This is a genomic window from Camelimonas fluminis, assembly GCF_014656355.1.
Lineage (GTDB): Bacteria > Pseudomonadota > Alphaproteobacteria > Rhizobiales > Beijerinckiaceae > Camelimonas > Camelimonas fluminis.
The window spans coordinates 145,265-166,716 of sequence record NZ_BNCG01000008.1 but is presented as its reverse complement, the minus strand read 5'-3'; the positions used below and the strand labels follow the sequence as shown (position 1 = coordinate 166,716).

At 64.0% G+C, this 21,452-nt stretch carries 18 protein-coding genes and 4 pseudogenes; 8 read left to right on the top strand and 14 right to left on the bottom strand.

Features of this window, described 5'->3' with window-relative positions; all coding sequences use genetic code 11:
- Positions 1-94: 94 nt before the first annotated feature.
- Together IE243_RS11290 and IE243_RS11285 are read right to left on the bottom strand one after the other, a co-directional pair.
- Positions 95-424 (bottom strand): annotated as a pseudogene (locus IE243_RS11290) (DDE-type integrase/transposase/recombinase); the annotation flags it as partial.
- 59 nt (positions 425-483) lie between these two features.
- Positions 484-1,615, bottom strand: a pseudogene (locus tag IE243_RS11285) (IS3 family transposase).
- Positions 1,616-1,775: 160 nt separating this feature from the next.
- On the opposite strand from IE243_RS11285, the pseudogene IE243_RS11280 reads away from it, so the two are divergent.
- From IE243_RS11280 to IE243_RS11270, 3 genes and pseudogenes are all read left to right on the top strand, one after another.
- A pseudogene (locus IE243_RS11280) lies at positions 1,776-1,955 on the top strand (IS630 family transposase); the annotation flags it as partial.
- 205 nt (positions 1,956-2,160) lie between these two features.
- On the top strand, positions 2,161-2,550 hold the full coding sequence (locus IE243_RS11275; protein WP_191319489.1) for a fluoride efflux transporter FluC: 390 nt from the start codon (positions 2,161-2,163) through the stop codon (positions 2,548-2,550).
- 11 nt (positions 2,551-2,561) lie between these two features.
- Positions 2,562-2,945, top strand: coding sequence for a CrcB family protein (locus tag IE243_RS11270; protein ID WP_191319488.1), 384 nt, complete (start codon positions 2,562-2,564; stop codon positions 2,943-2,945).
- 126 nt (positions 2,946-3,071) lie between these two features.
- Here the strand turns inward: IE243_RS11270 and IE243_RS11265 are convergent, their stop codons facing one another.
- From IE243_RS11265 to nikR, 11 genes and pseudogenes are all read right to left on the bottom strand, one after another.
- Positions 3,072-4,307, bottom strand: a complete 1,236-nt coding sequence (locus IE243_RS11265; RefSeq protein WP_191319487.1) for an ArsB/NhaD family transporter — start codon at positions 4,305-4,307, stop codon at positions 3,072-3,074.
- Positions 4,308-4,471: 164 nt separating this feature from the next.
- Positions 4,472-5,713 carry an ammonium transporter gene (locus IE243_RS11260; RefSeq protein WP_191319486.1) on the bottom strand — a complete coding sequence of 414 codons (1,242 nt, stop codon included), beginning with the start codon at positions 5,711-5,713 and terminating at the stop codon, positions 4,472-4,474.
- Between the two features lie 95 nt (positions 5,714-5,808).
- Positions 5,809-6,804, bottom strand: coding sequence for an urea transporter (gene yut / locus IE243_RS11255; protein WP_191319485.1), 996 nt, complete (start codon positions 6,802-6,804; stop codon positions 5,809-5,811).
- 170 nt (positions 6,805-6,974) lie between these two features.
- Positions 6,975-7,910, bottom strand: coding sequence for an urease accessory protein UreD (locus IE243_RS11250; RefSeq protein WP_191319484.1), 936 nt, complete (start codon positions 7,908-7,910; stop codon positions 6,975-6,977).
- Positions 7,911-7,915: 5 nt separating this feature from the next.
- Positions 7,916-8,566: an urease accessory protein UreG gene (ureG, locus tag IE243_RS11245; RefSeq protein ID WP_191319483.1), complete on the bottom strand. Its 651-nt coding sequence runs from the start codon at positions 8,564-8,566 to the stop codon at positions 7,916-7,918.
- A 38-nt stretch (positions 8,567-8,604) separates the two neighbouring features.
- Complete coding sequence (locus tag IE243_RS11240; RefSeq protein ID WP_244643074.1) at positions 8,605-9,327, bottom strand: urease accessory protein UreF; 723 nt, start codon at positions 9,325-9,327, stop codon at positions 8,605-8,607.
- A gap of 176 nt (positions 9,328-9,503) precedes the next feature.
- Positions 9,504-10,112: pseudogene (locus tag IE243_RS11235) on the bottom strand (urease accessory protein UreE); the annotation flags it as partial.
- Positions 10,113-10,270: 158 nt separating this feature from the next.
- On the bottom strand, positions 10,271-11,989 hold the full coding sequence (locus tag IE243_RS11230; RefSeq protein ID WP_191319481.1) for an urease subunit alpha: 1,719 nt from the start codon (positions 11,987-11,989) through the stop codon (positions 10,271-10,273).
- A gap of 121 nt (positions 11,990-12,110) precedes the next feature.
- Positions 12,111-12,521, bottom strand: a complete 411-nt coding sequence (locus IE243_RS11225) for an urease subunit beta (protein ID WP_191319480.1) — start codon at positions 12,519-12,521, stop codon at positions 12,111-12,113.
- Between the two features lie 12 nt (positions 12,522-12,533).
- Positions 12,534-12,836, bottom strand: a complete 303-nt coding sequence (locus IE243_RS11220; protein WP_191319479.1) for an urease subunit gamma — start codon at positions 12,834-12,836, stop codon at positions 12,534-12,536.
- Positions 12,837-13,038: 202 nt separating this feature from the next.
- Positions 13,039-13,452, bottom strand: coding sequence for a nickel-responsive transcriptional regulator NikR (gene nikR, locus IE243_RS11215; RefSeq protein ID WP_191319478.1), 414 nt, complete (start codon positions 13,450-13,452; stop codon positions 13,039-13,041).
- A 413-nt stretch (positions 13,453-13,865) separates the two neighbouring features.
- On the opposite strand from nikR, the gene nikA reads away from it, so the two are divergent.
- From nikA to nikE, 5 genes are all read left to right on the top strand, one after another.
- Positions 13,866-15,467 (top strand): nickel ABC transporter substrate-binding protein, encoded by a 1,602-nt coding sequence (gene nikA / locus IE243_RS11210; RefSeq protein WP_191319477.1) that lies wholly within the window; start codon positions 13,866-13,868, stop codon positions 15,465-15,467.
- Between the two features lie 56 nt (positions 15,468-15,523).
- Positions 15,524-16,468 (top strand): nickel ABC transporter permease subunit NikB, encoded by a 945-nt coding sequence (gene nikB, locus IE243_RS11205; protein ID WP_191319476.1) that lies wholly within the window; start codon positions 15,524-15,526, stop codon positions 16,466-16,468.
- A 107-nt stretch (positions 16,469-16,575) separates the two neighbouring features.
- A complete protein-coding gene (nikC, locus tag IE243_RS11200; protein WP_244643078.1) occupies positions 16,576-17,373 on the top strand; it encodes a nickel ABC transporter permease subunit NikC in 798 nt (265 codons plus the stop codon).
- Complete coding sequence (locus IE243_RS11195) at positions 17,370-18,170, top strand: ATP-binding cassette domain-containing protein (protein ID WP_373301657.1); 801 nt, start codon at positions 17,370-17,372, stop codon at positions 18,168-18,170. The genes nikC and IE243_RS11195 overlap by 4 nt, the downstream gene beginning before the upstream one ends.
- Complete coding sequence (nikE, locus tag IE243_RS11190) at positions 18,167-18,961, top strand: nickel import ATP-binding protein NikE (RefSeq protein ID WP_191319474.1); 795 nt, start codon at positions 18,167-18,169, stop codon at positions 18,959-18,961. The genes IE243_RS11195 and nikE overlap by 4 nt, the downstream gene beginning before the upstream one ends.
- 228 nt (positions 18,962-19,189) lie before the next feature.
- Here nikE and IE243_RS11185 read toward each other — a convergent pair whose 3' ends face one another.
- A complete protein-coding gene (locus IE243_RS11185) occupies positions 19,190-21,334 on the bottom strand; it encodes a TonB-dependent receptor (protein ID WP_210319845.1) in 2,145 nt (714 codons plus the stop codon).
- Positions 21,335-21,452: the final 118 nt, after the last annotated feature.

Genomic DNA, 21,452 nt, shown 5'->3' with positions numbered 1-21,452 from the left:
CAGTTCAAATCCCAAAGCTTGCGCCACCACCGCGGATGCAATTAATCTCGCCGATTATTCCCACAGCGAAAAGCCCGGAAGAACCAAGGCTATCCGGCCGGCCGCGCAGGCGAATGACATCATCCAGTTCGCGAGCCACGCGCAGGCCCGAGAGCGAGGTGTCGGCGACGAGCGCCAGACACTCGCGCGTGTAGTCGTCGACGATGGCGAGCACCCTAAAGCGGCGACCGTCGCTGATCGTGTCGGAGAGAAAATCGAGGCTCCAGCGTGCATTGGCTCGATCAGGCAGGCGCACGGGCCTGCGCGTGCCAAGTGCTCGTTTGCGGCCGCCGCGCCAGCGCACCTGCAACTTCTCCTCGCGATAGAGCCGTCGCAGCTTCTTCTGGTTCATCACCATGCCCTGGCGGTCCAGCATGATGTGGAGAGATGGTTCTAAATTTTGGACCAGTCCGCCGGTCATTTAAGCTCGTGTCACGTGCATCCTCAGGCGGCGGCTCTGAGAGCGTGTTTGCCGGTAGCATATATCTCGTCCGGCGTCCGTCCCCATGTGATGAGTGCGGGCGGTTTTCGTTGTAATAACGGATCCAGGCGGCGCTGCCCTTGCGGGCTTCCGATCCAGTTTCAAAGGCGTTCAGGTAGACGCATTCATACTTCAGCGACCGCCACAGCCTTTCGATCATCCGGTTGTCGATCCAGCGGCCGCGGCCATCCATGGATATCTTCACGTTGGCGTCCAGCAGCACCCTGGTGAAATCCGTGCTGGTCAATTGCGATCCCTGATCCGTATTGAAAATCTCGGGCACACCATATCCGGCCAGCGCTTCCTCGAGCGCTTCGGCGCAACAGCCCGCATCCATGGAATTCGACAGTCGCCAGCTCAGCACCTTGCGGCTGTGCCAGTCCATGATGGCCACAAGGTACAGGAACCCCCGGCGCATCGGAATGTAGCTGATATCCGCGCACCACACCTGGTTGGGGCGGGTAATGGCCAGATCCTTGAGCAGATACGGGTAAATACGGTGCTCCGGGTGCCTCTTGCTGGTCTTTGGCTCCTGATAAATCGGCGCGAGACGCATCAGTCTCATCAGCCGACGGCCCCTGTGACGTCCGCATGGATGTCCCTCCCGCTGCAGATGCCGCGCCATCTGACGCGAGCCGTACAACGGCGTCTCCAGAAACTGCCGGTCGATGAGCGTCATGAGCGTGAGGTTCTCCGCGCTTTCACCGCGCGGATGGTAATAGAGGCCAGAGCGGGTCAGTGACAGCAGGCTACATTGCCGACGTACGCTCAGATCCCGATGATCCGGCTTCACCGCTTTTTGCCTCCAGCACCGGGAATGAGCCTGGAGGCTGCCGACAAAAAATCCCGCTCAATGACGAGCTGGCCAATCTTCGCATGCAGCTTCTCAACCGCCTTCCCCGAAATCTGGGGCGCAGCAGGCGCCGAACTGCCAAAAGCCGCCGCCATGTTCTCGATCGCCGTGCGCTTCCAGCCGCTGATCATCGTCGGATAAATATCGTATTTTTTAGCCAGCTCAGCCGTCGTCAGTTCTTCGCGGATCGCCTCCAACGCGACCTTCGCCTTGAACTCAGCCCAATAGCGCTTGCGTGTCATACGGCTCGTCCTTCGTCAGCTCATCGAGCTTAACGACTGGTCCGAAATTGTGGGACCACCTCTCTCCTCTAAGTGACGTTCTCGCAAACATCACCTTGGCACATCGCGATGCCGTCAGGAGGGGGCATCCACTCCATCACTTCTCAGCGGAAATCAACACCCCGAGTTGAACCCGGTTGAGAATGTCTGGCAGTTCATGCGCGACAACTGGCTGTCGAACCGCGTCTTCTTCTCTTACGACGATGTCGTCGACCATTGCTGTAACGCATGGAACCGTCTCGTCGAACAGCCATGGCGCATCATGTCAATCGGATTGCGTCAATGGGCACTTGGGTTCTGATCAATGAGTCTGGGTATAAATGCGCGAATAATATCTGAGGCGATAGAAACCCGCAGCATAATTTCGGATAATGCTCGAATGCGCTGGCCAGGCCATGCCGGATTACGCGACGATTTGGGAAAGCATGAACGTGTCGATCATGAAGTCTGTGCCGCCGCCACAGGCAACGCATCGGCGTTGTGACAGACAGATAATGGGGTGGAGCATGCGACCTCTGGATGTGATGTGGGTCGGTCTTGGCGGCGGCGCTGGATCGTTGTTGCGCTGGCAGATCGGCCGCGTGGTTGGCGAGCGTTACCATGGGGGCTTTCCGCTGGGCACGTTCATCATCAACGTGAGCGGCGCCTTCGTCATCGGCTATCTGTCGGTTCTGTTCTCCGTTGACTGGCGGGACCGGTTCGGCGCGCCGCTCAACGCTGGCGTGCTGACTGGCATCCTGGGCGGCTACACCACATTCAGCAGCATGCAACTCGATGCGCTCAAACTCAGCGACGCGCAACGCTCCGTGACCGCCATCGCCTATCTTGTCGGCTCTGTCATCGCGGGTCTGCTGGCTGCTGCTGGCGGAGCGGGCCTGGCCCGGCTGCAAGGTTGAGGAGCGCCGCCATGATCAACGCCATAATCCTCGTCTTCGTCGGCGGCGCCATCGGCGCCATGGCGCGTGAATTTCTGATGCTCGGGGTTCCTGATCCGGCGGACGGTTTTCCTATGCCGATATTCGTCGCCAATATCCTTGCGTCGTTCCTGCTGGGTCTCATCACCGGCCTGCATCAACGCCGGGCGGTCAGCGACGACGTCAATACGCTGGTCGGAACCGGCGTCATGGGCGGCCTGTCGACGTTCTCCAGTTTCGTCTATGGCGCCTTCGTCGTGATGAGCGCCCCGGCCGCAGGGCTCACCGTCGCCCTCTCCTATCTGGCCGCGAGCCTTCTGGCCGGTTACGCTGCGGTGTGGGCCGGTTTCCGCCTGGGCATGCGCAAAACCGCCTGAACAGAACGCGGCGGCGGCATTTGCCCGCCGCCGCCCGCTCCTCTTCTGGCGCGCCACGGCTTCACCAACTCCGAACCCACGCCGGCCATATGCCAGGCCGGCGTCACGCTCTGGATCATGTTCCCGTCAGGTCAGATACATGATCCAGGCCAGGGCGATCACCAGACAGCACACGGTCACCGGGGCTCCGGCGCGCGAGAACTCGGCGAAGGAGATGCGCACGCCACATCGCGCTGCCTGCTCAACCACGATGATGCCAGCCAGGCTGCCGAACACGACGAGATTGCTGAAAAAGCCCGTGCCGACAGCCAATGCCGCGCCAAGGGCGTCGGCGTCGGCTCCCGGCTGCAAGAACGGCGTCAGCAACATCACCGTCGGATTGTTGCCGATGACATTGCTGAGCATGCCGCCAACGAGGCACAGGGTCACCGGATTGTTCAGATCAACGCCAATGTCGCGCAGATCATGCAGCAATTGCTGTGGCAGGCCGGTGAGGTCGAGCGCGGCGTTCACGACGAACAGCCCCATGATCAGCAGCAGCAAATTGCCGTCGATCTGACCCAGCATATCCTTTGAGGCGATCTTGCGGTTCAGCAGCAGTATGCCCGCCGCCGACAGGGCAATGATTTCCCGGGGCCAGAGGTCGGACATGAAAGCCGCCATCACCAGCAGCGTGACGAGGCCAGCCTTGATGGTTTCCCCCTTGTCCAGCGGCGGGATGGCGTCCGCCGGCGGCGGGGCCGCGCCTTCGCCGGCCGGCAAGGCCCAGCGCCCGCGGTACATGAAGGCGACCACCGCCCACACCACCGGGAACGACAGCAGCGCTGGCAGCATCGTCACCTTCATGAAGCCGCTGAACGACAGGCCAAGCCCCTGGGCGACAATCATGTTCTGCGGGCTGCCGCTGATCAGCCCAACCGATCCGGTGTTCACGCCAAAACAGAAGGCGAGCAGGAACGGCACGGGATTGAGCTTGCGCGCCATGGTGATGGACACCAGCAGCGGCGTCATCGCCACCATCACCACGTCCTTGGTCAGCACGGCGGCCATGACGCCGCCCACCACAATCAACATGGCGAGCAAGGTGGGCGGACTGACCGGCATGGTGGCGACGCGTTGCGCCAGCCAGGCGTAGAAGCCGGAGACGACAAACGCCGACGACACCACCATGAGGCCAAACAGCATGCCGATGGTGCGATAGTCCACGGCGTCCCAGGCCGCCTTCGGCGAAATGGCGCCGAAAACAATCATGGCCAGCGTGCCGACGACCGCCGCGCCGGTGCGATCCACCCGAAAGCCCGGCAGCTTGCCGAACGCCATGGCCACGTAAACCAGGGTGAAGATGACAAGAGTAACGTTCATCCAGCATTCCTGGAGCTTGACGCGTTGTGACGATCTCGCCGGACCATCGCTGTAAACGCAGAAATGAAAACGTCGCCCGGCGGCTCAACAGCCGGGCGACAGGCTCGCAATCCGGACGCCATGCGTCCGGCATCTCATGACCCGGGCGTGAGGCGCCCTGGCTGTTATTCAGCCCGCTTGCTGTCCATGTTCCAGAGATTGACAGCGCGTTCGCCCGTCTCCGCCATATCGAGACCTTCGAGTTGAACCTCTTCCGGCACGCGCAGGATCCCCATCGCGTCGAGGACCTTCAGCAGGATCAACGTCACGATCACAGCCCAGGCGGCGACGATCGCCACGGCAAGCGCCTGCACGCCGAGCTGATGGGCGCTGGCCTGCACCTGATTGATGTGGGAGCTGGCGAGGACGCCAATCAACAAGGCGCCGGTGACGCCGCCCACGCCGTGAGCCCGCCAGACCTCAAGGGTGTCGTCGATCTTCAGCCATTTCTGCACGTATTTGGCGTAGTAGCACACTGTCGCGCCGGCGGCGCCGATCAACAGGGCGGACATGGGTTCGACATAACCCGACGCCGGCGTGATGGTGGCGAGGCCAGCGACGGCGCCGACCAGAACGCCGGAGAACGACGGCCGGCGGGTTTCGAGCCACTCCCAGAACATCCACACCAGCATGGCGATGGAGCCGGCGAGCATGGTGTTGGTGAAGGCATAGGCCGCAAGCGCGTCCGCCGCATAGGCGCCGCCAGCGTTGAAGCCAAACCAGCCGAACCAGAGCAGGCCGGCGCCCAGCGCCACGAGCGGCAGGCTGGCCGGCATCGACTCCTTCTCGCCCACGCCCAGCTTGCGTTTGCCCAGATAGGCGGCGGTCGCGAGCGCAGAGAAGCCGGCGGCGGTGTGAATGACAATGCCGCCAGCGAAATCCACCACGCCCATTTTGGCGAGGAAACCGCCGCCCCAGATCCAGTGCGCCGCCGGCAGATAGACCAGACCAGTCCAGAACGCGATGAACAGCAGATAGGCGCCAAACTGGAAGCGGCCCACGAACGCGCCGGTCATCAACGCCGGCGTGATGATGGCGAACATCATCTGGTAGGCGAACACCATGATGAACGGCACGCTTTTGGCATAGGCCGGGTTGGGCGAAATGCCGACACCATACATGCCGAAATACGTGGAGATGTTGCCGATGACTCCATTGATGTCCGGGCCGAAAGCGAGGCTGAAACCGCCGAACACCCAGATCAACCCGACGACGCCCATGCAGACGAAGTTCTGGATCATGATCGACAGCATGTCGCGGTGCTTCACCAGCCCGCCGTAGAACAATGCAAGCGCGGGGGTCATCATGCACACCAGCGCGGTGCACATCAGGATAAAGGCGGTGTCGCCTGCGTTGATGCCTTGCATGGCGTTTACCCTTGGCAAAGGGGCGGAAGCGTCCTGTCAGACACACCCGCCGAAGGCATGACGGTGCGCGGCGGCCCGAAAGCCGCCGCGCCATGTCATTTCGAAGAAGACGCCTTGCTCTCGACCGGATGCCCGCTGACCGGGCTGTGCGGATGCGGAGCCAACAGCGACTTCGGCGCGATGAACAGGTACATCGTCAACACATAAGGGGCCGTGAATGACGGCAGGCCAGACGGCGGCATAATGACGTCGAAAGCGCCCTGGACGAACACACAGGTGACCGTTGCGAGCAACGCGTAAATCGTTGCCTTGACTGACGGATTGAGGAAGATCGCGCCCACGGCAAGCGCCGTCAACACCGGGCTGAAGCCATACAGCCCCTGGGCCACCGTCGCCGGATTGGCGCCCATTCCGATGGCGACGACCATGGCGACGAGCGACCCCGCCGCCGTGGCGACGCCTGCCTGGACCGAGGCAATAAAAATGCCGGCAAGGATGATGGCGCCGCTGACTTCATTGCCCAGCAGGAAGACCTGGCCAATATTCCGGAAAAAGATGCGGAGCAGATCCGGCGCAGCGGGAATGGTAAAGACGCCCTGCACATAATCCGTGGCCAGCTTCGGGGCATCGCCGGTTACCTGCAAACCGCCGAAAGTATAGGCCCCGGCCACCATCAGCCAGCCCGTGAGGACGAACGGCCCGGTCGAGCCCGGAATGCCCCAGCTCTTAGTGAGCGTGGCGCTGAAAGCCGCCGTAACCACCGTGCTGGCGGCGGAGCCGACAATCACATAGACCCACAATTGCGGAGAAGCCGCGATAAATGTGGGGAGCGCCGCGCCGACCAGCACGCCGTTGAAACCAAACAGACCGGATCTGATGGAATCTTCATCGCAATCCAGCAACCATGCCGTGAGGGTGGCCACGACCACGCCAATCGCTGCGCCGATAACGGTCGCCCAATTGCCGGACGCATAAGACGCCCAGCCCATGGCCGCGAAGAACAGCGCCCCGGTCAGGGCGTTTTCCATGAAGAACACCTGGCTGGTTCCGCGCAGGCAGACTGTTAAAGGGTCATTTCTCTTTTCGGACATGCCCCCGCCCCTTCTCTTTCCAGCAGCCTGACGCCGCATTGCGACGCGGCCCCATTGACGCCCGGATGCCGGCCCACCCGGCTTCCGGCGCTCTCCACTCAACCTTCCACCAACAGAATTCTCCGCCCAGCCAGTTCAAACCGGATGGTGGACGCATCCTGCAGATGGACTCAGCGCCACAAAAACTCCTCCGGCAAGGTGCGGCCACGCGCTTCCTCCCGGACGATTTGCCAGAAACGCCGCACTTCCAGGCGCACGTCGTAACTTTCCACGCCGACCACGCGTAGCATCAGGCCCGCCCCGTTGGGCAGGCGACTGACGCCGGCGATGGCGCGCGCTTCCCCGGCCGGGAACAGCGTTTCGAAGCGTTCCCGGATGCGCGTCGCCACGTCCGGCGGCGTCAGGCACATGATGCTGGCGAAAGCGTCGAAGCCGCGCATCACGGCGGCGAAGTTCACCGTCGGATCACCCTTTTCGATCAGCAGCTTCTCGGCAAACAGTTCGCGCCCGCCCGGGCGTCGCACGGACACGGCCATCGACAGCAGGTCGAGCCCGAAGCGCTCGTCCTCATGGTGATGCTTGCGGCCGCTCATCAGCATCTCGCCGTAGAGCACGGTGGCGTCGTCCGCGACGGTCAGCTCGGTTTCATTGATGAACCGGGAGTCGCGATAGGGAATGGTGAAATCCGGCAGGTATTCGAGATAGGCGCCGGAGGCCACGGTCACCGTCTGGTGCTGCGACGCGTAGTTGGCGTCCATCTGGTGGATGCGGTTGGCGCTCTGCGACGTCACCTGGGCGCAGGCTCCCTCCTCCACCGAAATGTCGATGCGGTAGCGATCGCCCTGCAGCACGCCGCCGCCGACCGAAATGATCGAACAGATTGGCAGCTCCGGCATGGCCTCGTCCCAGTACAACGCCTGCTGCACGAGCAGAGGCGCCACCCGGTAGAGATCGTGCAGCACCGAGCGCCCGTTGCGCACGGAGAAGCCGAGCCGCAATTCGCCAACCTTGCCAGGCGCGCCGGCGCGCATCTGCCGGGGCTGGTTCTGGTAGCCCTGCACCTCTCGGGCGGCGTCGAGCCGGCCCAGGCGCTCGTGCAGCGTCATCGTCGTCACCGGGCGGCGGGCGACGACGCCGGCGTCGTCTGAACGTCGAACAGGGCCATGTCCATGATGAGGGCGATCAGATCGTCTATGCCCTCGCCGGTCTTGCAATTGGTGAAGACGAACGGCTTCTTGCCGCGCATCAGCTTCGAATCCCGGTCCATTACGTCCAGGCTGGCGCCGACGTAAGGCGCGAGGTCCTTCTTGTTGATGACCAGAATGTCCGACTGGCAGACGCCGGCGCCGTTCTTGCGCGGGATCTTGTCGCCGGCGGCGACGTCGATGACGTAAATATAGAAATCCGCCAGCGCCGGGCTGAAGGTCAGGGTCAGGTTATCGCCGCCGGACTCGATCATGATGACGTCGCTGTCGGGGTATTTCTCCTCCAGCTCCTCGACCGCGGCGATGTTCATCGACGGGTCTTCGCGCACCGCCGTATGCGGGCAGGCGCCGGTTTCAACGCCAACGATCTTTTCCTCGATCAGCACGCCATTGAGGGTGCGGCGCACCTGCTTGGCGTCCTCCGTGGTCACCACGTCGTTGGTGATGATCAGCGGCTTGACGCCCATGTCGATCAGGCGCGGCGTGATGGTCTCGATGATGGCCGTCTTGCCGGAGCCGACTGGACCGCCAATGCCGATGCGGGTGATCTTCTTCATTGTGCCTGACCTCGTGCAGGGCTGGGCGACGCCAGCCCTCAGTTCATGAACAGCCGGACGTGCGTTGTCGTGTGATGCGCCACCAGCACGTCGAACACCGGCGCGAACACCGACATTTCATCCAGCGCCAGATGGCGCACGGCGTCATAGTCCTCCTGCGCGCGCTGCTGCGTCACGAACAGGATGCGTTGGGTGTCGAGATGATCGATCCGCATCAGCCGCACCGCGGCGCTCAGGATCATCGAGGCCACGCCATACTGGTGCATGACGAAGGTTTCCGCCTCATCCGCCCCCATGTGGGCCAGCGCGATGGCCTGGCCGATGGGAAAGCAGCCAGGCGTCACGCCGGCCCTGATGTCGCCCAGCCAGCGCTCCAGCACCGGAAACTCGCTGATTTTCAATGCAAGCTCGGCCAGCTTCTTGCCCATGCGAGCCAGCATCATCTGCTGTTCCTCACCGACGCGCCGGCTCCACAGGGCGGCGTCGGCGGCGCGGATCGCCTCGTAGTCGCCCGTCCGCATGGCCCGGCTGGCGTGCAGCAAAGCCACGCCGTCCATGCGCGCCGCCTGGCGCACGGCCAGCTCGACGAACTCGCGCAGACTGGCGGGGTCGGTCACGACGCCAGTTTGCAACGCGGATTCCAGTCCGTTCGAGAACGCGAACGCGCCGACCGGCAGGGTGGAATCCGAGAACTGGAGCAGTCGCGCCAGATGCGTCATGTCGCGCGGCGCGGACAACCTGTCAGACGTCGCCTCCGACATCACGTCCCCTTCTGATGGGCATGATCGTGATCATGGCCGTGGGAATGGGCATGCCCCGGCTCGCCATGGTGGTGGTCGGCATGATCATGGCGGCGGCCATGTTCGTGATCATGCGCATGGGTGTGGCTGTGGCCGTGCGCATGCCGCTGGCCATCGGCGTGCGCATGTTCATGGCTGTGCTCATGGCTGTGGGCATGGGCGTGGGCGGTTCCATGGTCGTGCTCATGACCACCCTGATGATGATGGTGCGGCGTGGCGTCGGCGCCAGCGAACAGCAGCCGCACTTCGCGCGCATCCAGCTTCGCGGCGATTTCCTCGCCCGGCGCGAAGCGCGTCGTCACATGAGCGAAGGCGTGCGTGCGCATCACCGAGGCCATGACCTTCTGGTCGACCGACAGCGGCACGTAAACCGTGCTGCCCTTGATCACCGCCGGCCAGTGCTGGTTGCCGAGGCCATGGCCCAGTTCGAAACTGGCCCGGAGGATTTCCGCTGGCGACAGACTTTCCAGCCCCTCAAGTTCGATAACCAGAACTTCCTTCAGGGCCACGCGAGCAACCACAATGACGTTCTGCGCGTCGTCGGCGTACAGCACGTCGCCGTCATGCAGATGCTCGGAGCGCGGCAGCGAAATCGCCAGCTCGACGCCACCCTCGCTGGCCTTGCGCAAGCGGTTCTTCGGCGCTTCCCACTGCTCCAGAACGAGGGGATCGACCCGCGCTGTCCGGGCCCGCCCGCTCCAGACCGGATCATTGATGTTGCCGAGCTTTTTCTCAACGAGGATCATGATCCCTCCGGCGCTCCCTGCAGTCGTCATCCGGAGCGGGCGACGATGCGCCCGCGCCGTTTGTGCAAACCCGGCCAGATCAAGCCGGCGTTTGCCCATTTTTCATTCGCGTTCCCCGGACGCAAGACAGCGTCCGTATTGCGAGGAACGCCCTGTCGTCAGCTAAAGAAGTGAAGCTGGGTCAGCGGCAGTTCCGTTGCCGGCTCAATCGTCGCATGTTCGCCATCAACCGTCACCGCGAAGGTTTCAGGGTTGACCTCGATGGAGGGCAACGTGGCGTTGCGCACCATGGAAGCCTTGCTGATGGTGCGCGTGCCGTAGACCGGGATGACCTGCGACTGCAGCGCGTAGCGCTCGGCAATGCCATCCTCGAAGCCGGCGTGCGAGGTGAAGGTCACACGGGTTTTGGCGAGGGCGGAACCCATGGCGCCGAACATCGGCCGGTAGATCACCGGCTGGGGCGTCGGCAGCGAGGCGTTGGGGTCTCCCATCAGCGCCCAGGAAATCATGCCGCCCTTGATGACCATCTTTGGCTTGGCCCCGAAGAACGCCGGGCTCCACAGCACCAGATCGGCCATCTTGCCAACTTCGACCGAGCCGATCACATGGCTGACGCCCTGGGCGATGGCGGGGTTGATGGTCACCTTGGAGACGAAGCGCAGCACGCGCTCGTTATCATTGCCAGAGGCGTCGCCCGCATAGGCGCCGCGCCGCGCCTTCATCAGATGCGCGGTCTGGATGGTGCGGGCCCAGTTCTCGCCGACGCGACCCATGGCCTGGCTGTCGCTGGAGAGAATCGAGATCGCCCCCATGTCGTGCAGCACGTTCTCGGCGGCGATCGTCTCGACGCGCACGCGGCTTTCCGCGAAGGCCACGTCGGTCGGGATCTTCGGGCTGAGATTGTGACAGATCATCGTCATGTCGAACAATTCGGCCTGGGAGTTGATTCCGTAAGGCAGCGTCGGATTGGTCGAGCTGGGGATGACGTTGGAGACGCCAGCCACGCGGATGATATCCGGCGCGTGGCCGCCGCCGGCGCCTTCCGTGTGGTAGGTATGAATGGTGCGCCCTTCAAAGGCGGCGATGGTGTTCTCAACGAAGCCGGCTTCGTTCAGCGTGTCCGTGTGGATGCAGACCTGAACGTCGTACTCGTCGGCGACGCCAAGACAGGCGCGGATGGCCGCCGGGGTGCTGCCCCAGTCCTCATGGATCTTGAAGCCCATCGCACCGGCATGCAGTTGTTCGACCATCGGCGCTGGCGACGAGCAATTGCCCTTGCCCAGCACGCCGGCGTTGACCGGCCAGGCGTCGAACGAGCGGAGCATCATCTCGATGTTCCACGTGCCGGGGGTGATGGTGGTGCCGTTGGTGCCGTCGGTCGGACCGATGCCGCCGCCGAACAATGTGGTTACGCCATTGCTCAGCGCCGCCTCGGCCTGCTGCGGCGAAATGAAGTGAACGTGCGCGTCGATGCCGCCGGCAGTCAGAATCAGGTGCTCGCCGGAGATGGCGTCCGTGCCGGCGCCCAGCGCCAGCCCCGGCGTCACGCCCGGCATGATGGCCGGGTTGCCGGCCTTGCCGATGCCGCAGATCAGGCCGTCCTTGACGCCAACGTCCGCCTTGATGACGCCCTGAACGCCGTCAATGATGGTGACGTTGGTGATGACAAGATCCGGCGCGCCGGCGGCGCTGGTCAGTTCGTTGTCATAACCCATGCCGTCGCGCAGGGTCTTGCCGCCGCCATAGACGGCTTCTTCGCCATAAACCCGCAGATCTTTTTCGATCTCGACAAAAAGATTGGTGTCGCCCAGACGAATTTTGTCGCCCGTCGTCGGGCCGTAAAGGTCGGCGTACTGCCGTCTTGAGATCTTCGCCATCCCGGAGCTCCAGTCCTGGCGCGTTTCCCTGTGGGGCACCCCCATGGAAACGCCTGTTATCTGCTGCTGTTACGCAAAGCCGCCGCCGCCCGCCGGAATGTCCGGCGTCGCGGCAGGCCTCTCAGGATTTGTTGCGGAAGCCGTAGCGCGCCACGCGCTCCATGGCGTCGGCCAGACGCGGCCGGTAATCGTTGTAGCTCTCGTCGCCGACCCAGCCGTTGACGAGGCCATTGAAGCCGACCACCCGCTGCTTGCCCTGATAGGGCACCAGAGTGACTTCCTTCTCGTCGCCCGGCTCGAAGCGCAGCGCCGTGGTGGCGGGAATGTTGAGCCGCTTGCCAAACGCCTGTTGGCGATCGAATTCGAGCGAGGCGTTCACTTCAAAAAAGTGGAAGTGGGAGCCGACCTGAATCGGGCGGTCGCCCGTATTGCGCACCTTCAGGGTCGTGGTCGGATAGCCGGCGTTGATCTCAATATCGTCCGACGCGAGCACAAGGCCGCCGACGGGCGTGGTGTTTGCATCCTTGCTCATCAGGGTCTCCCGTCACTTGATCGGATCATGAACGGTGACGAGACGGCTGCCGTCCGTGAACACCGCCTCGACCTGCACGTAAGGGATCATCTCGACCACGCCGTCCATGACGTCGGCGCGGGTGATGGTCTTGCTCGCCAGCTCCATCACCTGCTCAACGGTCTTGCCCTCGCGCGCGCCCTCAAGGGCAGCCGCAGCGATCAGCGACACCGTCTCCGGATGGTTGAGCTTCAGCCCCTTGTCCTTCCGCTTCTGCGCGACCTGCGCGAGCGTGTAGATCATCAGCTTGTCGATTTCCCGGGGGGTAAAGTGCATGGGCTGCCTCCTTATGCCGGAAACGGGGATACGGGTCCCACGCCGTCCGAAACCCGTCAGAACTCTTTATGGTCAAGCTCTAACAGATGTAGCTGACAAAACACCGGGCGCACGCGACCATTTTTGGTGGCTTCGCGCCGCCCAGGCCGGCGGCGACCCTTCATGGTCGCCGTCGGGCGCTGGCGATTGCCACATGAAACCGTCACGCGTCGCCATCATTGCGGGGAATAAGCTTCAATTCCCCGTGCTCAACGGACTTCTGCGCGGTAATGCCATCGGCGAAATGGCGAATGTCGGCGGAGGAGCCCTTGAGAATACTGACTTCGAGACAGCGACCCGCATCGATATGAACGTGCAGGGACGCGACGGAAATATCGTGGTGGTGGTGGTGCGAGCTCGTCAGACGTTTCGCCAGATCGCGGGCCTCGTGATCGTAGACGTAGCTCAGGACGCCAAAACACGCGCCCAGTTCGCCCTCGTCAAGCGCGACCTCCTTCATGCCTGCGCGCGCCAGATCCCGCAGGGCTTCAGAGCGGTTGGGATAGCCGCGCCGGCGCATCATGTCGTCGAGTTCGGCGAGAAGGTCGTCGTCGATGGTGATGGTGATCCGTTGCATGCCAGCCCCGTCTCCTTGCAGATCAGTGACCTGAGCGCCGCGCCCGTCCGACGCCCGAAACTGGCCCGGATCCACGCCAGATGCCTGGGGCTCCAAAGCGGGAGCATGGCCGCAATCCGGATCAGCGCGGGCCTTTAAGGCCCACAACTGGCGTCGGCGGCGCGCCAGCGCGCCGCAAGAACCGCAACGCCAGGCCACATCCGCTCCGGCCGCAGGCCGGTCGCCTGGAACTGACGCGCCTTCCGGCGGCTTCCATCGCCCGGATCTGACGGCGCCTATCAATACCCTGTTCTGTACTTTTTCGGAATGCAGATATGGACGCGCCGCCCATATGATGTTTCGCTGAAAAGTGCATACTGCCGGGCGGAAAGTCCTGGCGTCGGCGCCAGGACGGGCGCAACTCGGGATCCTGCATGATAGAGCGCCTCGCCGTGACCGCCTTGGTCGCAATCAGCCTCACCTTGGGCGTCAGCCTTCCCGCCGCGTCTTCGGGCGCCTCCACCCACGACCGTCTCAACTTTTCGTGGCCGACGAACGTCGGCCCACTCAATCCGCATCTTTATGCGCCGAACCAGATGTTCGCCCAGGCCATGGTGTATGAACCGCTGGTGCGTTACCAGGCCAACGGAACCATCGCCCCATGGCTGGCAAAGTCCTGGAACGTCTCGGATGGCGGCAAGGTCTATACGTTTCAGTTGCGCCCCGGCGTCGCCTTCTCCAATGGCGAGCCATTCAACGCCGACGCCGTCGTCGCCAATTTCCGCGCCGTGCTCGCCAACCGCGCGAGCCATGGCTGGCTGGAGCTGGCGAACCGCATTGCCTCAGTGGAAGCGACAGGGCCGCTCACTGTCCGGCTGACGCTGCGCGAGCCCTATTATCCGACATTGCAGGAACTGGCCTTACCCCGACCGTTCCGCTTCATCGCCCCGTCACAGTTCCGGGACGGCGGCACCAGGAATGGCGTCGCCGCGCCGGTTGGCACCGGCCCCTGGGTGCTGGCGCAAAGCGCCCCGGGCGAGCACGACCTGTTCCGCCGCAACGAGACGTATTGGGGGGCGCGGCCAGCCTTCGGGGAAGTGGACGTGAAGGTCACGCCAGACGCCAACAGCCGCGCCATGGCCTTCCAGACGGGGGCGATCGACCTGATCTACGGTTCGGAGGGCGCCATTTCCCCTGACGCCTTCGCGCGTCTGCGCCAGATGAAAGGCTTTGACGCCAGCATCTCGAAGCCCATGGAAACCCTGGTGATCGCCCTGAACAGCAACGCCGCGCCCAGCAACGACATCGCCGTGCGCAAGGCCATCAACCACGCGGTCAACAAGGATGCGCTGGTGGCGCGGGTGCTGCACGGAACCCAGACGCGCGCCGACTCGCTGTTTTCGCCAGACACGCCATACGCCGACATCGGCCTGAAGCCTTACGCATACGATCCGGCGCTGGCGGCGAAACTGCTCGATGACGCAGGGTGGACCCTGGCGAAAAACGCCCGCGTGCGCATGCGTGCGGGCGTTCCGCTGGAAATCGACCTGGCCTTCACCGGCACGGACGCCCAGTCGAAAACCATGGCCGAGGTCATTCAGTCGGATCTGGCGAAAATCGGCGTGCGGGTCAAACTGGTGGGTGAGGAAGAAAGCAGCATTAACGCCCGGCAGCATGACGGCCGTTTCGGCATGATCTTCAGCCGCACATGGGGGCCTCCCTATGATCCCCACGCCTTCGTCAGCTCCATGCGCGCGCCGGCTCACGCCGACTACCAGGCGCAGCGCGGCCTGCCCGACAAGGCTGACATCGACCGGCTGATCGGCGAGGCGCTTGGAGCCAGCGACGAGGCGGCGCGTCGTGAGCTGTACCGCGACATTCTCACCCGCCTGCATGAATCGGCGGTGTATCTGCCGCTGACTCACCTCACGGCCATCGCCGTCGCCCGCCCGGGTCTTGGGCCGGTTCCGTTCGGCGCCATGGCCGCCGAAATTCCGTTCGACCGGATGGGCAAGGCCCCGGAGGGCAGACCATGAGCGCCCTGGCCAGAAGAAACCAGGGCGTGGAAAGCCGGCGCAGAACAGACTGGACCATGGCGCGTTTTATTCTGCGGCGTCTGCTGTTGCTGCCAGTGATGTTGCTGGCGGCGTCCGTCGTTATTTTCCTGATGCTGCGGCTTGGCCCATCCGATCCGGCGCTGGACTATCTGCGCCTGTCGCGCGTGCCGCCGACGCCGCAAGCGCTGGATGAGGCGCGGCGCGCCCTTGGCCTCGACCTGCCGCTGATCGCCCAATACGCCGACTGGCTGTGGAAGGCGCTGCGGCTCGATTTCGGCCAGTCCTACGTGACCAGCCGCCCGGTGCTGCCGGACCTGCTGCATTACCTGCCCGCCACGCTGCAACTGGCGGGCGCGGCGCTGGTCATCACCCTCGCCGTATCGGTTCCGCTCGGCGTCTGGGCGGCGCGTTATCGTGATGGGCTGCCAGACCAGATCGTCCGGCTGATCGCCGCCGTCGGCGTGTCGATGCCCAATTTCTGGCTGGGGTTTCTGCTGGCGCTGCTGTTCTCGGTTCACCTTGGCTGGCTGCCCGCCATGGGACGCGACGGCTGGAGCTCGCTGATCATGCCCGCCGCCGCCATTTCTTTCATGACCCTGTCGATCAACGCCCGGCTGCTCCGCGCCAGCATGCTGGAGGCCGCCGGCCAGCGACATGTCGCCTGGGCGCGGCTGCGGGGACTGTCGCCGCGAACGGTCGAGCGGTCGCACGTGTTGCGCAACGCCCTGCTGCCGGTGATCACCGCCACGGGCATGTACGTGGGCGAACTGATCGGCGGCGCCCTGGTGATCGAAAGTATTTTCGGCTGGCCAGGCGTTGGGCGTTATGCGGTTTCGGCGATTTTCAACCGCGACTACCCGGTGATCCAGTGTTTCACCCTGCTGATGGTCGCCATCTTCGTCATCTGCAACCTCATCGTCGACATCATCTACGCATGGGCGGATCCGCGCGTGCGGCTGGCGGCGGAGGGCGCGTCATGAGCAGTCTGGACGGTGAGCTGACAGGCGATCTCGCCGGCGACGGCCTGCCGCCGCCACATGCGCACGGACGCGCCAGCTTCTGGCGGGAGGCCCGCTGGCCGGCGCGGATGGCCGCCGTCGTCACCTGCGCCCTGGCGCTCATCGCAATCCTGAGCCCGTGGGTCACCCCGCACGACCCCAACGCCGTCGATCTCGCCATCCGGCTGCAGCCGGCTGATGCGGTTTACTGGCTCGGCACCGATCACCTGGGACGGGATATCCTCTCCCGTCTCATGGCCGGCGCGGCCGTGTCGCTCGGTTCCGTGGCTGTCGCCATGGCGCTGATCCTGACGGCCGGGATCATCATCGGCGGGACGGCCGGCTTCCTCGGCGGGCGGGTCGATCAGGCCATCATGCGGGTCGCGGACGTGTTCCTGACCTTTCCGACGATTGTCATGGCGCTGTTCATGGTGGGCGCGCTGGGCGTCGGGCTGACCAACGTCATCATTGCCATCGCCGTGACCCACTGGGCCTGGTATGCGCGCATGGTGCGCGGCATCGTGCTGTCGCTGCGACGGCGGGATTTCATCGCCGCCTCACGGCTCGCCGGCGCCAGCCCTGCGCAAACCTTCGTCCGTCACCTGTTGCCAGCGACCATGGCGCAACTGCTGGTGCTGGCGACGCTCGATATCGGCCACATCATGCTGCACGTTTCGGGCCTGTCGTTCCTGGGGCTAGGCGTCACCGCGCCAACCGCCGAATGGGGCGTGATGATCGCCGACGCGCGCGAATATGTCTGGACCGAACCGCTGCTGATGTTCTGGCCGGGTCTGGCGCTGTTCATCAGCGTCATGGCGCTGAACACCCTGGGCGACGCCCTGCGTGATCGCCTCGATCCCTCCCTGCGCGCGGAGCACGGACATTGACCTCCTCCCAAAGCCCCCGCCGCCTCGTCATCCGCAATCTGGGCGTGGAAACCACGCGCCACGGCGTCGCCGTGACGCTGGTCGACGACGTGTCGCTTGACGTGCGCGCCGGCGAAACCCTCGCCCTGGTCGGCGCCAGCGGCTGCGGCAAGTCCCTGACCTGCGCAGCCAGCCTCGACGCCGCGCCGCCAGGCGTGCGGCGCACGACCGGCAGCATCGCCATTGACGGCGTCGAACAGGCGCCGGCGGATATCCGGGGCCGGCTGGTCGCCACCATCCTGCAAAACCCGCGCAGCGCCTTCAATCCGGTGCGGACCATGCGCCAGCACGCCATGGAAGGCCCGGCGGCGCGCGGCGCCCCGGCGGCCAGCCGCGAACAGCGCGTCCGCGCCGCCATGGCGGACGCCGGGCTGGAAGACGTCGACCGCATCCTCGACCTGCATCCGTTTGAAATGAGCGGCGGCATGTTGCAACGCATGATGATCGCGCTGGCGCTGGCCAGCGGCGCGCCGTTCCTGTTCGCCGACGAGCCGACCACCGATCTCGATCTGATCGTCCAGCGCGACATCCTCAACCTGCTGCTGCGTCTGACCCGGCGGCAAGGCCTGGGCGTGCTGCTGGTGACGCACGACATGGGCGTCGTGGCGGCGCTGGCCGACCGGGTGGCGGTGATGGACGCCGGACGCATTATCGAAACCGCTCGGGTCATGGACATTTTCAACCGTCCGACGCACCCGGTGACGCGCAACCTCCTCGACGCCCATCTTTCCCTCTACCCCGGCAGGAGCGCGGCATGAGCCTGCTTGCCGCGCGCGGCGCATCACGCATCTATCGCAACGGCCCCGCGGGGCGCGGCGGCGCGACCGCGCTCGACCAGGTTTCACTGGATATCGCGCCGGGCGAATGCGTGGCGCTGCTCGGCCGCAGCGGCTGCGGCAAGAGCACCCTGGCGCGCCTGCTGGCCGGACTGGAGCGGCCGGATGCGGGCGAGGTGCGTTTCGCCGGGCGGTCGCTGTCGACATTCGGCAGGGCCGACTGGCGCGCCTTCCGCTGCGCGGTGCAACTGGTGTTCCAGGACCCGGTGAGCGCGGTGAACCCGCGGGAAACCGTCGGGCAGATCATCGCCGAGCCCCTGCGCCATCTGCGCGGCCTGACCGGCGTCGCGGCGACAGGGCAGATACAGGCGTTATTGCGCGCGGTGGACCTGCCGGCCGACGCCATGGGCCGGCTGCCGCAACAGCTCAGCGGCGGCCAGTTGCAGCGGGTCTGCATCGCCCGGGCGCTGGCGGCGCAGCCGCAATTGCTGATTCTGGATGAAGCCGTTTCGAACCTCGATCTGCACCTGCAAATCCAGATGCTGGACCTGTTTGCCCGTCTGAAACGTGACCGGGACGTAAGCTATCTGTTCATCACGCACGACCTGCGCCTGGCGGAGCGCTTCTGCGATCGCGTGCTGGTGATGTGCGACGGTCGTCTTGTCGAGGAAACCCGGGTGGGCGGGGCCTTCGCGCTGACCTCCCCAGAAGGGCGCGCGCTTCAGGACGCGATTTTGCCAGCCATGCCATTCCGGCGCGCCCGGGCTGGCTGATCCGGCAACGACCGGCATCCGCCGGCTCCATGCCCAATTCCGTCGGAACGAAACCGGGCTTCGCACTGCCTTTGCTTTGCGGAAGCATTTTCGGTGAAAACCAGTTCACCCAAAAAGCTCAATCTCTTTGATTTGACGCTTTTTCTTCACGAAATGTGGGCACCACTTTTCCCGAAAATGCTTGAACTTCCGCGACGCAAAGTGGCCGCTTCCCTGAAAAACGCCCTGTCAGAACGTCATGCGCAGGGTCAGCGACGCTGTGCGCGGCGGGCCCAGCCGCCACATGGACGAGGCCAGTTCGTGATGCGCCGCGCCAGAGGTGGCGTAAACCGTATCGAACAGGTTGGAGACGTTGAAATCGAGTTGCATCATTTCGTGCGGCTTCCAGCGCAGACCGGCGTTGACCACCGTGTAGGCTGGCCGCGTCATGGTGTTGGCGTCGTTGGCCCAGGTCTTGCCGACGTATTGCAGGCCGCCGAATACGGTCCAGTTATCCATGAATGTCCAGCTCGCCCAGATGTTGGCGGCGCGGCGGGGCACGTTGGCTGGCGTATTGCCGGTGTAGTCGCCGTCCGCCTGGACGAAATCATCATAGCGGGCGCGCAGCATCACGCCGTTGGCGTCGATGCGCAGGCCATGCCCCAGATCGAAGCCAATCGAAGCCTCGACGCCCTCCGACGACTGCTGTCCCACCTGCCGAACGATGTTGTAGTCGAGCGGATCGCGCGACAGCATGTCTTTCTTGACGATGTGGTAGGCTGAAAACGTTGCCTCGCCCCGCCCGCCAAGGAACGTCGCCTTGAGCCCGCCCTCGATCTGCTGACCTTGCGGCAGTTTGAAATTTTTCACGGCGTCGGTGAAGGAAATCAGGCTGGCGACCGGGTCGCTCGCCTTCGAATATTGGGCGTAGACAGCCAGGTCCTTCACGGGCGTCCAGACCACGCCGATGCGCCAGTTGACGGAATCCAGGGTTTTGGTCAGCGAGTCGCCCGTGAAAGGATTGTCCCGGCGCAGATGCGGACTGTCATAACGAACGCCGCCGATAATGGCGATCTGCTCATTCAGTTTCAGCCGGTTGTCAACAAACAGCGAATACTGGTCGAGCGTCGCGTCAATGGTCTGCTTGATCGTATAGGGGCCAAAGAAACCAGGCGCGCCGCCGAAGAGTGGAACAATCGAGGAGCCAGGATAAGGCGAGTTGTCGTATTTTTTGAAATCGACATGATTGACGTCGAAGCCGACCACGGTTTCGTTGGCCATGCCGAAGACATTGCTACGGATTTTTGCGTCGGTGCGGTTGCCAACCTGTTCGAACTCATGCCGGATTGCGATGTAATCGTTGCGGATGATGTCGCGCGTTTCCGGCCGCCAGGCGTAATTCTCGACGTTGCGCCAGTTCTTGTAGCTGGAGACGTAGTATGTGCGGCTGTTCACCTCGACATTGTCTGTCGGCGTCCAGCGCGCATGCAACTGGGTGAGATTATCCTTGAAGCGCAGATCATTGTCGGCAACGTTGTAATTGCGCTTGCGAAGGCTGGAGAGCAGCTCGCCGTTGACCAGCGGCGTTGCGTAATAGGCCGTCGGCTCGTTGTAGCCATAGTCTTCCGACAGCGTCAGTTGCAGGTCCTCATTGACTTTCCAGGCGATGGCCCCGGAAAAGGCGAGCGAACGCGTGTCGTCGCCCTCCACCCAACCGCGACTGCCACGGGTGACCAGCCCGATATTGTAGGCGACGCGGTCATTGATGGGGCCGTTGCTGCTGACGCCGAGCCCAAACATGCCGAACGAGCCGGCCGAGGTCATGATCTCGGTGCGGCGTTTGTCAAACTGCGGCTTTTTGGGAATCACGTTGATGGCGCCGCCAATGGCGCCTTCGCCGTACAGCACCGAGGCGGGACCACGCAACACGTCGATGCGATCAACCGTCCAGGTGTCGAAGGGGAAGGTGATGGCGCCGCCGCCCGCATACATCCGCACGCCGTCATAGAGACGGGTGATGGACGTCGCCCCGGTGAAGCCGCGCATGGACAGGGCGGTTCCGCCGTTGCCGGGCTCGCCAATGAAGGTGACACCGGTGGCGTTCTGGGTGATCGCCTGTTCGACATTGGTCTGGCCGCGATCCTGGATGGTCTGGCCGCTGATGATGTCGATGCTGGCCGGCGTTTCCATCGGCGTCAAATTGAGACGGCTGCCGGCCTGGGTCGGCGTGTTGAGATTGAGCCCTGGGCCGGGTTGGCCCTGGCCTGTCACCGAAATGGTGTCCAGCGCGATAACGCCCGCGGCGTTCTCGCCCTGAGCTTCGGCCAGCGCCAGATGGGGCGCCAGTGCGCCGGCCATGGCAAGGCCGGTGACGGCCGAAAAATAACGCAACATGCCCTGCCCCCGGAAGTATGACATTTCGAGATGATCATCATACTTCGGATTTGTCCATCGTCTGCGCGCCAGGAAACATGGATAGCCGCCGAAATGTCCAGGCGCCGGGCAGCCCGAC